Origin of the sequence: Micromonospora globbae (assembly GCF_003610785.1) — a bacterium.
Classification (GTDB): domain Bacteria; phylum Actinomycetota; class Actinomycetes; order Mycobacteriales; family Micromonosporaceae; genus Micromonospora; species Micromonospora globbae.
This window is the reverse complement of sequence record NZ_RAQQ01000051.1, coordinates 1-12,480: the sequence shown is the minus strand read 5'-3', so window position 1 is coordinate 12,480 and position 12,480 is coordinate 1. Positions and strand designations below refer to the sequence as shown.

Below are 12,480 nucleotides of genomic sequence, written 5' to 3'. Positions count from 1 at the left end.
TCCCGTGCTGGGCAGTGCGTCTTGGTCGACTGCTGTCCTACCGGGAGCTTCGTCCTATCCGGAGCAGCGACACGCCACGCTCGCCTGCCTGCTCAACCGCCCTTGATCACGATGAAAATGGCTCATTCTTCCCAGTAGCCAGTCTCTATTTTTAATGCGGTACTGCTGGTTATAGGCCCTCCTCTGCTCCCTATTCTCGGCATTCTCAGCAGCGCGGCACTGTCGACATTTACTCTTGAGGTACTTTCCTTGCCTATGGAAACTCTCTCGGGGGAGAAGTTGGTTACAGCCCCGACAAAGCTTAAACCCCTGCTGGCGCTCTCTCTTGGTTTTACTGCCGCTAATCTCTCTTTTGCAGTCTTTGCACTGCGACTGCCTCTGATCTCTAGCACTCTTCTTGTTATGAAACTCTTCTAAGCTCTTAACCTCTTGGCACCTAGAACACTTCTTCTTTCCCTCTTCCATCCTTCTTCCCTCCTGTAAAACGACAACAAAAAGGGCCACCCAATCGGGCAGCCCTTCCGGCTATTTTGCTATTCGGTTAGAATGTGTCTGCTGGTCTGTGCTCAAACCATTCCAGCGCTACAGCGCCGGCCATGTCCCTGATCTGAAGCTGGATAAGTCTCTGCCCATCCTTTGACTCCTCAGCACTCACAATCTCTTCAGTGCTGATCTCTGCGCCGGTAAGGACGCATGAACACGGGAAGTGAAACTCTTCTAGGCTTACTGATCTTCCCTGCTCGAATACGTATGAAGTTCTGACTTCCCAGCCTGTGACCTGTACGTCATGCACCAGGCACCCACGGATCAACCGTATTGAGGGTAAACCGGCAGGCTCCATAGCCCGTGACCTGCGGTTTTGCTAGATCAGCCTGTCTTCATATTGTGTGGCACACACTATCCGGCCCTTAGACAAAGTGACCTACCCCGAGTTGTACGAGTTGCGGTCCAGCGACTTCGAGCGCAGCCGTTCGCTGCCGGCGGTCACGAAGCCGGTGCCCTGGCTGAACACCACCGTGCTCAGGGCGAGCACCTGCATCCGGGACCGGTCGGCCGCCGGGGTGTCCTGCGGCAGCTTGTACGCCAGCGCGTCGTACAGGATCTCGTTGTCGTGCGCGTCAACGTACGTGACCGCCTCACCCGGCGCCGCCGTGTAGCCGGCCGGCGAGCCGTTGTAGTCGACCTCGGCGCCGGTGACCCGCTGCCCCGCCGAGTTGGTGAACCGGTAGTCGCGCAGGTTGCCCGTCAGCCCCACCTTGACGAGGTCGTGCTGGTGCAGCAGCCGGGCCCGCTGCTCGGTCGCGGATCCGTTGACCGGGTCGCCGTTGGGGTCGGTGAGGAGCCCGGACGCGAAGCCCTGCACCCGCGGGTTGGCGTCGAACGGCCCGCCGCCGCGCACCGCGTCCCGGAGCCGGTCGTTGAACGTGCCGATCCCGGTGCCGGCCATGTTCGCCTGGGTGGCCTGGACGAACCGGGCGTCGTTCGCGACCTCGCCGAAGTTCCAGCCCTCGCCGTAGAGCAGGATCGACCGGCCGTCCACACCGTCGCGGGCCGGGGTCAACCGGTCCAGCGCCCGCCGTACGGCGAGCATGTTCGCCTTCGGGTGGTGGCCCATCAGGTCGAACCGGAAACCGTCCACCTTGTACGCCCTGGCCCAGGTGACGACCGAGTCGACCACCAGCTTGCCCATCATGGCGTGCTCGGGCGCGGTGTTGGCGCAGCAGGTGGAGGTGGCCACCGTGCCGTCGTCGAGCAGCCGGTGGTAGTAGCCGGGCACGATCTGGTCGAGCACCGACTTCGGGTCGGTGCCGGCGGCCGAGGTGTGGTTGTAGACCACGTCCATGACCACCCGCAGGCCGGCGCCGTTGATGCCGGCGACCATCCGGCGGAACTCGGCGGTCCGCGCCGCGCCGGCCGGGTCGACGGCGTACCCGCCCTCCGGCACCGTGTAGTGCAGCGGGTCGTACCCCCAGTTGTAGCCGTCGGTGTCGGCGACCGCCGCCACGCAGCTCTGCTGCCGGTCGGAGTCCGGCGGCAGGGCGGCCAGGTCGCAGTCCGGCTGCCGCTGGTCGGCGCGGCGCTCCGGGATCGTGGCGAAGTCGAACGCCGGCAGCAGGTGCAGGTGGGTGACCCCGGCCTCGCCGAGCGCCTTCAGATGCCTCATCCCGGCCGTGGACGGGTCGGTGAACGCGAGGAAGGTGCCCCGCCGCTGCGCCGGCACGGTGGTGTCGGCCACCGAGAAGTCCCGCACCGACAGCTCCGAGATCTGCGCCCGCGTCGACGGCACCGCGGCCGGCTTGCGCAGCCGGTCCCAGCCGGACGGCGCGAGCGCCGGGTCGTCCAGGTCGACGATCTGGCTGTGCGTCGAGTCCGGCGCGAGGGCCACCGAGTACGGGTCGGTCACGGCGGCGGTGACGACCTTCTGCGCCGCCGGCTGCCAGGCCTCCACCTCGTAGCGGTAGTACTTCCCGGTCCAGGACCTGCTGCCCTTCACCGACCAGACGCCGGTGCGGTCGTCCCGGCGCATCGGCACCGCCGTCGGCTCGGCCCCGGGCGAGTCGAAGAGCTGGAGCGACACCGTCCGGGCGGTGGGCGCCCAGACCGACAGGGTGGGCGTGCGGCCGGCGAAGGTCGGCCCGAGGCGGGTCTCGGTGGCCGCGGCGTACACGTCGTCGAGCACGCCCGGGATCTGCACACCCGTGGCGCCGAGCAGGCGGCCCTCGGCGTCGCGTTCGGTCACCAGCAGCTGTCCACGCAGCGCGGCCGGCACACGGCCCAGGTCACGCCGGTCCAGCGTGAACGTCCGGTACGCCCACAGGTGCGGGAACCGCGTCCGCTGGGCCTCGGTGAGCCCGTTGCGCTGCGCGGTCAGCGGCAGCGTCGTGTACGTCCCGGAGAGTTCCCCGTCGACGACCCGCACCCCGCCGGCCGGCGCGGTCACGAGGGCGTACCGGCGGCCGTCGGTGGGACCGGTCTGCCAGGCGACGGTGGACCGGTCGATCCAGTGCGCCCGCTGCTTCGTGACGTCCAGGTCGGCGCCGGCGCCGGTCGAGGTCGGCGGGAGCAGCCGGCCCGGGGTGGCGGCGAGCAGCCAGACCTCCCGGCCCGCGCCGGCGAAGTCGAGCCGCTGGTCCTCCGGCAGGTCCTTCTCGTCGCCCCGGTGGACGATGTAGCTCAGCCCGGTCGCACCGGCCGCCAGCGGGACGCGGAACACCGCGCCGAAGGCGTCGACGCCGTCGGGTTCCAGCGGGTCGGACCAGTCCGTCGGGTCGGCCGCGCCGTCCCAGACGTGCAGCCCCCAGCCGTCGTAGTTGCCGTCCGCCCGGCGGTAGTGGATGACGGCGGTGCCCTCGTCCACCGGCGGGTCGGGCTCACCGGTGGCCGCCTGCCGGGTCGGGTAGACGGCCGGGTCGCCCTGCCGGACCCAGACCTCCCCGGTCTGTGTCACGTCGATGGTCCGGTCGTTGGCGACGTCCTTGTTGCCCGCACCGTCGACGACGAGGAAGCCGACCGACTTCGCCCCGGGCTTCAGCTTCACCCAGGCGAAGCGCCCGTAGGAGTCCTCACCGGCGAACAGCTGGCCCTTGGGCCACTCCGTCGCGTACGCCGGGTCGATGTCGCCCCAGGCGTAGAGGCTCCAGTCGTCGTACCCGCCCGCGGGCCGCTGGTAGTGCACGACCGCCCAGTCGCGGGAGGCGCTCGGCGCGGGCGTGCCCACGGTGGCGGTGGACCGGGCGGTGGCGGTCCGGCCGCGGCCGTCACGGACCACGGCCTTGTACTCGACGGCGGTCCCACCGGCCAGCCCGGTCAGGTCGTGGTGCACCGTGTACGGCGCCCGGTGCGCGGTGCCCAGCAGCGTCCACGCCCCGCCGGCGACCCGCGCGGCGACCGTGACGGTGGCCAGCGGATCGCCGGTGACCTGGGCGGTGACGGCGGCCCGGGTGGCGACGGGCGCGTCCGGCGCCGGCGTGGTGATCCTGATCGACGGCGCACCGGTGGGCAGCGCGATCGGCGTGCCGGCCCGGTGCACCACCGCGTGGAGCGGCGGCACGGTCAGGGTCAGCTTCCCGTCCGCGCCGGCCGTGGCGGTGCCCGACGCGCCGTAGATGCCGGTGAAGGTGGCGCCGGCCGACCACGTGTCCACGGTGACAGTCTGCGGCGTGTCCGCGTTGTTCACGGCCACGACGTACTCGGTGCGGTCGCCCGGGGCGATCCGGGAGAACGCGAAGACGCCGGGGCCGTCGGCCGCGTACCGGGTGACCTGCACGCCGTCGCGCAGCGCGGGGTGGGCCCGGCGCAGGGCGCCCAGCTCGGCGATGGTGCGGTAGAGCGGGTGGGCGGGGTCGTACTGGTCGCTGGCGTGGGTGCGGTCGGTGCCGAGCAGGTCGTCGTCGAGGTAGTCGGGCGTCGCCGACGCGAACATGTCCTGCCGGGCGTCCTTGTCCCCGCCGGGCCCGGTGAAGCCCTGCTCGTCGCCCGAGTACACCACCGGCTGGCCGCGGGTGAGGAACATCAGCTGGTGGGCGAGCTGGTCGCGGCGCAGGTGGGTGGCCGGGTCGGTGCCGCCGCCGGCGATGAACGAGCCGATCCGCCCCATGTCGTGGTTGCCGAGGAACGTGGTGAGCCGGTTGGCGTCGGTGTCCCGCGCCGCGTAGAGGTCGTCGCGGGCGTACACGTCGGCGAGGGCCTTCGCGGAGCCCGCGCCGGCGGTGTAGCCGCGCGCCGCCTCCTGGAAGGCGAAGTCGAGGGTGGCCGGAAGGCCGCCGCGCCGCACGTACGTCGAGGTGATCTCCGGGTCGGCGCTGTAGACCTCGCCGAACATGAAGAAGTCGGGCTTGCCGGCGCGCTGGGCGGCCCGCTCGACGCCCTGGCTGAACTGCGGCCAGAAGTCGAGGTTGGTGTGCTTCACGGTGTCCAGGCGGAAACCGTCCACCCCGGTCCCGGCCACCCAGTCGGCGTAGATCTTCGTGAGGCCGCGGACCACCTCGGGGCGCTCGGTCCAGAGGTCGTCGAGGCCGTAGAAGTCGCCGTACTCGCTGTTCTCCCCGGAGAAGGTGGAGTCGCCCCGGTTGTGGTACATCGTGGGGTCGTTGAGCCACGCCGGGACCTTGACCTTCGCGTCGGCCGGCGTCGCGAACGTCGGGGTGTACGGGAAGGACGTCAGGTCCACGGCCGGGAAGTCGCGGGTGCCGTCGGCGTAGTTGCGGTCCTCGAAGGCACGGCCCTGCGCGTCCCGGTAGGGCGTGCTCGCCTTGTCCACGTAGCTCGACCGGCCCTCGGCGTAGCTGATGACGTCGGCCGTGTGGTTCACGATGACGTCGAGGTAGATCTTGATGCCCCGCTGGTGGGCGAGGCGGACCAGCTTCTTGAGGTCCTCGTTGGTCCCGAAGTGCGGGTCGACCTGGGTGAAGTCGGTGATCCAGTAGCCGTGGTAGCCGGCCGAGACGTCGGCGCCGCTGCCCTGCACCGGGCGGTTCTTGAACACGGGCGCGAGCCAGATGGCCGTGGTGCCGAGGCCCTGGATGTAGTCGAGCTTCTCCATGACCCCCTTGAGGTCGCCACCGTGGTAGAAGCCCTTGTCCTTCGGGTCGTACCCGGTGCGCAGCCGGTCACCGGCCAGCCCGCCACGGTCGTTGCGCGGGTCGCCGTTGGCGAACCGGTCCGGCAGGACGAAGTAGAACTGCTCGGCCCGGGCGTCGTCGTCACCGGCGGCGAGCAGTTCCGCGGCGGACGGCTCGTCGCGCCACTGGACGGCGCCGGTGGCGGCGAGGGGGTCCGTGCCGGCCGAGCCGCGGGTGGGCGTCCCGCCGACGGGGGAAGCGGCGACCGGCGCGCCGGCGAGGGTGAGGGTGAGCAGGACGGCGGCGAGCGCGGACAGCGCGGCGCGCGGCAGCGGCGGGGGTTTCATCGACGGCCTTCCTCTGGTCGTGACTGGCCCGCACGCTAGCCCTTGCCGAAACATTCTGCAATACCTTGCAAACAAAGCCGAAACACGGCAGCAGACTTGCGTAAGGACGGTGGAAGGCGCGCCGGCAGGCCACCCGCCCGCCGACCCGGAATCAGGACCGGACGCAGGTCACGCCGTTGACCGTGCACGTGACGGGGTCCTCGTCCGCCCGCTCCACGTGGAACATCAACCGCACCGACGTGCCCGGGGCGAGCGCGGTGTCCCCGGTGTAGGTGTAGCCGCCGCCGCTCTCCCGCAGCGTCCCCTGTGGCGCGTTCGCCACCCACGCCCTCACCAGACCGCCGCCCGAGAAGGCCAGTCTGACCTCCCAGTCCTGCGGTGCCCGCGAGGAGTTGACCACGTGGACCTCGCCGATGAAGCCGCCGTTGAACGACCCGGTCACCGCGTACCGGCCGGTCACGGCGGGCGCGGCGGACGGCGAGGTCGACGCCTGCGGACGCGGGGCGGACGACCGCGTCGCGGCCGGTGACGCCGTCGGGCTGGCCGACCTCGCGGTCGGCGTGGGCGACGACGTCGAACGCTCCGGAGTCGGCGACGGCGACCGCGGGGAGCCGCCCGTCGGTCCGGCGGTCGCGGGCTCCGTCGACGACGCCGACGGCCACGGCGGCGTGGGAACGGGGGCGCCGTTCGCCACGAGCGGCACCTCCGCGTCCGGGCTCCGGCCGCGGTACGTGCTGAGCGCGATGACCAGCAGCACCACCATGACGACAACCCCGGTGAACACCACGATCCAGGGCGAGGACGCCACCGCCCTGCCCCGGGCCGGGCGCGGGCCCCCACTCGTGCCGGTCATGTCCCTCCCCTTCGCCGCGAAGCGTAACGGGTCAGGCGCGTACGCACTCGTTGCCGTTCACCGTGCACCCGCTGAGCCGGTCGTCCCGGTCGTCGCGGTTGAACCGCAGGCCGACCGTGACGCTCTGGCCGACCCCGAGCGGGCGGTGACCGCCCAGCACGTACCGGCCGTCGCCCCGGCGGTCCAGCCAGATCCCGTCGCCGAAGACGCGTACGCCCCGGACCCGTCCGTCGAACGTGAGACCGACCGTCCACTCCTCGGCCGCGCCCGTCCCGTTGCGGATCACCAGCTCGGCCGTCACGTCGTCCCGGTCCGCGTCCCGCACCCGGTAGGTGGCGGTGAGAGCGCCCCCGTCCAGCGGTGTCACCTGCTCCGGGCCGCGGGCGGGAGACGACGGGCGCGACGACGGCGACCGGCTGGGTGTGGGCGAGGGCCGCGCCGACGTCCGGGACGGGCGGGCCACCGTGCCGGAGCGGCTCGGCTCCGGTGAGTGCGACGCCGAGGGTACGGTCGTGACCTCGGCCGGTCGCGGCACCGGCAGCATCGGTGGCGGCGCCGAGACGGCGACCGGTTCGGGCTCGCGGACGCGGAAGGAGAGGGACGCGACGAGCAGGAGGACCGCGAGCGTGACGACGCCCAGCAGGACGACGATCCAGGGCACCGATGCCACCAGCCTGGACGCGGTCCCCGGTCCCGGTGCGCCGGCAGGCCGCACAGGCATGTGTCCCCTCTCCGTCGAGCCGACCCGCCAGCGTAGTCAGCCCGGGACACCGGCAGAACGGCGACGTCGGTGGAACGGACCGGCCGGCTGGCCGGTCACCCGCGGCCGGTCAGCCGACGCGCACGACGGTACAGATGAGTGGCCCGGTCTCGGTGGCGCGCAGCAGGTAGCGGTACCGCTCGCCGGGCACCCGCCCGCCGGAGCTGTCGAGGAACTCCCACTCCACGGCCACCATCGTGAGCAGCGCGGAGACCTGCTGCACGTCCTCGATGAGCGCGTGCGCGGCGATCAGCTCCCGCTCCTGGTAGTCGGGGGCCGCGCCCACGAAGGAGAGCGTCACGGCGGCGGGGGTGCTGAACGCGAAGCTGTAGGTGTCCGAGACCACCAGCCCGGGCAGGGCGTAACAGCCGGCGAGGGCGGGCAGGTCGCCGGCGGTCAACGCGACGCCGTACCGGTCGAAGAAGTCGGTCAGCGTGCCGAGGTCGGTGGATGCGCTCACAGCGGCACAGTTACCGGTCGCCGCGGCGGCCAAACCTCGACCCGGCACTCGACCCCCGCCGATCCGGCTCACCGGGGCGGCACACGCACCTCGATCTCGGCGCCGAGGCGGGCCCCGCCGGCCAGGCCGAGATCGTCCCCGCTCCAGAACCGGCCCGGGTCGTACCAGTTCGGACGCCGGCCGGGCGGCAGCAGGCCCATCGCCTCGTAGGTCACCGCCACCACCTCCGCGCAGTACGCCGTCTCCAGCGCGCGGTCGCCGACCGTCTCGGGCAGGCGCCGACCCCGGCCGGGGCGGGGCAGCTTCGGCACCCGTCCGCGCAGCCACCGCCAGGCGAGTTGCGCCGTCGACGGGAACGGGGTGCCGTCCAGCCGGGCGACGGTGCGCAGCACCGCGTCCTCCATCCGGGAGTCGACGGGCGGATCGAGCTGGCGCAGCCAGGCCCGCTGCCCGTAGCGGTGCGCCCACACGCGGACCGCGTCGGCCAGGTCGTGCAGTTGCACACCGCGCTGGTGCCCGCCCGACCACATGTCCGGCAGCGACCTGCCCAGCTCCGCGTGCCACATCAGCGGCGGCATGTCGTCCAGCACCACCGCCATCCCGACGTGGTTCACCGGACTGTTGGTGGTGAGCTGGATGGCGCGGTCCGGCACGCTGCGCCCACGGAAGACCCACACGTCTCCGGTGCGGGTCAGCTCCACCGCCTCCTCGAGGCTGATGCTCATAACCGTCTAATCTAGGCCGATGCGGCGACGGACGCGGTGGTGGAAGGTGCTGGGACTCGCCGGCCTGGCCGGGGTCGCGGCGACCGGTGTGGTGATCGCCCGCGCCGAACGGCGGCGCCGGGCGTACACCCCGGAGGAGATCCGGGCGCGGCTGCGCGACCGGCACGCGGAGGCGACGGCGCGCGGCGACGACAACCCCTGATCGGCGTACGCCTCAGCGCTCGTCGTGGTGGTTGCGGTCCCAGAGCCCGCCGATCGGTGGCGTGTCCAGCCGGACGGGCCCCTCGGCGTTGCCCGCGAAGTCGTTGTCGAGGACGCGGCAGGCCACGCAACTGCCCTGCGGGGTGATCCACAGCCCGTACGTCTGGCACTGCTCGTCGTCGTGGTCCCAGACGCGGTTGCCGCGCACGGTGGCCTGGTCGAACGCGGCGTTGACGGTGATGCCGGCGCGGATGGGCGGCGGTTCCGGCAGCTCGTACGGTGTGCCGGGGGGCGGGGTGTCCTCGTTCCAGCCGGTGTACGCGTCCGGCCGGATCTCCGCGAGGGCGAGTTCGGTGTCCGTGTTGCCGGCCACCACCGCCGTCCGTGACCCCACCCGCACCACCTTGCCCCGGTGGCCGTCGACGGGCCAGGACGCCGTCCGGTCGGTCACCGACCGCGGGCCGTACCGCACGAACTCTCCCCTGCCCGTCGCCGCTGGCGCGCAGCGGCGGCCGTTGTTGCGGATCCGGTTGTCGATGACCGACGCGTCGGACATGGGCCGGTCGACGCGGATCCCGTCGAGCCCGTTGTCCCAGATGTCGTTGCTGTCGATGACCACACCGGACGCGGGGCCGCGGTGGGCCCGGCCGAGGTCGTGCTCGTGGTACCCGTACGCCCCGTTGCCGCTGATGCGGTTGCCCCGGACGGTGTACGGGCCGGGCGTGTTGCCCATGCTGATCCCGTCGCCGACGTTGCGGTCGATGACGCAGTCGGTGAGCAGCCCGCCGCGACCGGCGACCCCCGCCGTGCCGTTGCCGGAGACGTCGAAGCCGGCCTCCAGGTTGCCGGTCAGGGTGCAGGCCGACACGATGAGGCCGTCGGCGCCCCAGTCGGATATCCCGAAGCGGTTGGCCTGGCTGTGGCAGCCGATGATGCGGAAGCCGCGGGGCGGGGTCCAGTAGTCCTTCTGAAGTTCGAGGAAGATGCCGTTGGTGCCGTTGCCCACGGTGGTGCAGTTCGCGATGGTGAGGCGTTCCACGTCGCCCCAGCCGCCGATGCCGACGCCGATCCCCGCGCCACCCATCTCCTCGCCGTTGTCCAGCCGGCCGCAGCCGACCACGACGCACCCCTCGATGATGCTGTCCTGGAGGAAGTCGCAGCCGAGGCCGGTCGCTCCGGTGTGGTGGATGTAGAGGTTGCGGAAGACGCCACGGACGACGTACTGGAGGCCGAGGCCCTTCGCGAGGTAGCTGTACTCCGCCATCGCCACGCCCGACCCGTCGATCTCGAAGTCGGCGAACGTGCAGTCGGCGATGTGCCGGTCCCGGTCGGCGCCGTGCTGCACGGTGGTCCAGTACGCGAGCGGCGTGGGGTCGGCCCGGTTGCCCTCGTTGCTCAGCACGAACCGGGTGGCCGCGGGACCCGCGCCGATCAGCGACACCCCGCTGCGCCAGACCGTGCCGGCGTCCCGGATGGAGTAGATGCCCGGCGGGCAGTAGATGACCCGGGGGCGGCCGTCGGCGGCGTACCCGGCGCCGAGCCGGTCCACCAGCGCGGAGAGGGCGGGCTGGTCGTTGGTCACACCGTCGCCCTGCAGTCCGCACTCGCGGGCGTCACAGTAGAGCGGCGCGCCGGCGACCGGCGTGGGCCGCTGGGCGACGGTGGGCAGGCCGTGCTGCGACACCGGGCGCTCCTTCCACGGTCGGTTCGCCGCACCGTGGGCGCTCACCACTCCCCCGGCCGGCCAGCTGGACCGCCGGGCGCATTCCCGCTCCCCACCGCGGGAAACGCCCGGCGAACGGTACGAAGCGGCGCGGCCGGGCCGGGGCCGACGGATCAGCCGGGGTCGTCGACGGAGCGGTCGATCGCCGTACGCAGCGCCTCCGCGCTACGGCCGACCACGGCACCACCGTCGTCGAGGAGCAGGATCGGCCGCTGGATCAGCTCCGGATGCGCGACCATCGCCGCGATCCAGCGGGACTCGCTCGCCGCGTCGCGGGGCCAGTCGGCCAGTCCCAGCTCCTGCGCGGCCGGCTCCCGCGTCCGGCAGACGTCCCACGGCCGGGCGTCCAGACGGCGCAGCACCTCGGTCAGCTCCGCGGCGGTCGGCGGCTCCTCCAGGTAGGCCCGCAGCCGGTACGGCACCCGCGCCTCGTCGAGCGTGGCGCGCGCCGTGGCGCACTTCGAACACGCCGGGTTGTTCCAGATCTCCATGCCGGTCATCGTGGCAGGCCCGCGACGGGGCGCGGTGATCGACTCGCTGTCCCGCTGTCCCGCTGTCGCGCTGTCCCGCTGTCGCGCTGTCCGTCCGCGGCGGACATGCGCCGCGCCACGCGGCAACGGACCGTGCGTTCCCGGCCCGCGGGGCGCCCCGCAGTCCACCGCCCCGGGAGGCGAGGGCCCCCAGCACGGGCCGTACGCCCACGACCCGACCGTTCCAGCAGCTGTACCCATCACCCCGTGCGGCGACGGCCCCTGCCATGCGTCGCGCTCGCCCAGACGCACGTGCAGCCGCCCAACGGCGTCGAGCGCGTCGCATCCCCGGGCCGGACCGTACTCACCCAGGCGATGCTGTCGACCTGCCCCATATCTGGGGCAACCGCCTCCCGACGGCCGACACTGGCCCGATGGCCAACACTCGCCCGACGGCCAACACTGGCCCGACGGCCAACACTCGCCCGACGGCCAACACTCGCCCGCCAACACTGGCCCGACGGCCAACACTCGCCCGACGGCCAACACTCGCCCGCCAACACTCGCCCGATGGCCAACACTCGCCCACGGCCAACACGGGCGGGACGGCACCCGGGTCGCGTCAGGGGCGCCCTGCCCCATATCTGGGGCAGCTCGACAGGAGACGGCACACGTGTGTCCGCTGTGAACAGGCGACCGCCGCGCTGTCACGTTGCTTGCCGACTAGGGGTTAAGGGGCGCGAGTGTGGTGGTCGGATCCTCTGGAGCTGATGTCGTAGACGATTCGGCACCCGGTCCCCGCCGAACCACCGGGGTTGTGCCTCGTTGTGCCCTCAACGGCAGCGCCGACCCGACAACTCCAGCGCCTACACGCGCCGATCCTCCGGTAGCCGCAAGTTGCTACGCCTCCTTCAGCGACAAGGCCTGGGTCGTGCCGCCTGGACCGTGCCCCGGCCGGACGATCCGGACGCCGTGGCCTCGGCGTGCACGCCGAGACCGAGGTTGCACCCATCCGGGCATGTCGTTGCCGGGGCCCGCGGCGCGGAGGCCACAACATCGGGGATGTTGTGGCCTCGGTCGCTCCTCGATGCGACAACATCCAGGAAATTGCGCGATCTTGTCGAGTGACCCGCATGGGGAGGACGTCGCGCGGTTGGCCCGCCGGGTCGCCTCGGCCGTGGAACGTGGGGACGACGGGATGGGGCCTGCATGCGGCTGGTGTCCGGTTCGTCGGCCACCCGGCTGGGCGTCATGGTTGCGTCCACTGGAGTGGTGTACGACTTGCCCGTGATGGGCGTGTTGCGTAGATGAGAGACGGCCATCGCGTCGATCCTTCAAGACGACCAAGTCAGAGAAGGAAGAGAGAACGCGATGGCCGCA

Annotated in this window: 9 protein-coding genes; 1 reads left to right on the top strand and 8 read right to left on the bottom strand. The window is 71.7% G+C overall.

The features are described 5' to 3' along the window. Positions 1-122 precede the first annotated feature (122 nt). From D7I43_RS32620 to D7I43_RS31430, 6 genes are all read right to left on the bottom strand, one after another. A complete protein-coding gene (locus D7I43_RS32620) occupies positions 123-392 on the bottom strand; it encodes a hypothetical protein (protein WP_147427366.1) in 270 nt (89 codons plus the stop codon). Positions 393-922: 530 nt separating this feature from the next. Then, positions 923-5,908: a pullulanase-type alpha-1,6-glucosidase gene (gene pulA / locus D7I43_RS31450; RefSeq protein WP_204985329.1), complete on the bottom strand. Its 4,986-nt coding sequence runs from the start codon at positions 5,906-5,908 to the stop codon at positions 923-925. A 151-nt stretch (positions 5,909-6,059) separates the two neighbouring features. Next, positions 6,060-6,761, bottom strand: a complete 702-nt coding sequence (locus D7I43_RS31445; RefSeq protein WP_120332197.1) for a cellulose binding domain-containing protein — start codon at positions 6,759-6,761, stop codon at positions 6,060-6,062. A 31-nt stretch (positions 6,762-6,792) separates the two neighbouring features. Further along, complete coding sequence (locus D7I43_RS31440) at positions 6,793-7,422, bottom strand: hypothetical protein (RefSeq protein ID WP_120332196.1); 630 nt, start codon at positions 7,420-7,422, stop codon at positions 6,793-6,795. A gap of 169 nt (positions 7,423-7,591) precedes the next feature. Continuing rightward, positions 7,592-7,981, bottom strand: a complete 390-nt coding sequence (locus D7I43_RS31435; RefSeq protein WP_120332195.1) for a hypothetical protein — start codon at positions 7,979-7,981, stop codon at positions 7,592-7,594. A gap of 68 nt (positions 7,982-8,049) precedes the next feature. Beyond that, complete coding sequence (locus D7I43_RS31430; RefSeq protein WP_120332194.1) at positions 8,050-8,706, bottom strand: hypothetical protein; 657 nt, start codon at positions 8,704-8,706, stop codon at positions 8,050-8,052. A gap of 19 nt (positions 8,707-8,725) precedes the next feature. On the opposite strand from D7I43_RS31430, the gene D7I43_RS31425 reads away from it, so the two are divergent. Continuing rightward, the gene (locus tag D7I43_RS31425; protein WP_120332193.1) at positions 8,726-8,908 is read left to right on the top strand and encodes a hypothetical protein; all 183 of its coding nucleotides are present in this window, start codon (positions 8,726-8,728) and stop codon (positions 8,906-8,908) included. Positions 8,909-8,920: 12 nt separating this feature from the next. Here the strand turns inward: D7I43_RS31425 and D7I43_RS31420 are convergent, their stop codons facing one another. Next, positions 8,921-10,591 carry a right-handed parallel beta-helix repeat-containing protein gene (locus D7I43_RS31420; RefSeq protein WP_120332192.1) on the bottom strand — a complete coding sequence of 557 codons (1,671 nt, stop codon included), beginning with the start codon at positions 10,589-10,591 and terminating at the stop codon, positions 8,921-8,923. Between the two features lie 152 nt (positions 10,592-10,743). After that, a complete protein-coding gene (locus D7I43_RS31415; RefSeq protein ID WP_120332191.1) occupies positions 10,744-11,121 on the bottom strand; it encodes an ArsC/Spx/MgsR family protein in 378 nt (125 codons plus the stop codon). Positions 11,122-12,480: the final 1,359 nt, after the last annotated feature.

Excerpts from the sequence above, each read along its gene's own strand:
- D7I43_RS31415 (WP_120332191.1), bottom strand. The coding sequence starts at position 11,121 with ATGGAGATCTGGAACAACCCGGCGTGTTCGAAGTGCGCCACGGCGCGC.
- pulA (WP_204985329.1), bottom strand. The coding sequence starts at position 5,908 with ATGAAACCCCCGCCGCTGCCGCGCGCCGCGCTGTCCGCGCTCGCCGCC.
- D7I43_RS31425 (WP_120332193.1), top strand. The coding sequence starts at position 8,726 with ATGCGGCGACGGACGCGGTGGTGGAAGGTGCTGGGACTCGCCGGCCTG.
- D7I43_RS31430 (WP_120332194.1), bottom strand. The coding sequence starts at position 8,706 with ATGAGCATCAGCCTCGAGGAGGCGGTGGAGCTGACCCGCACCGGAGAC.
- D7I43_RS31445 (WP_120332197.1), bottom strand. The coding sequence starts at position 6,761 with ATGACCGGCACGAGTGGGGGCCCGCGCCCGGCCCGGGGCAGGGCGGTG.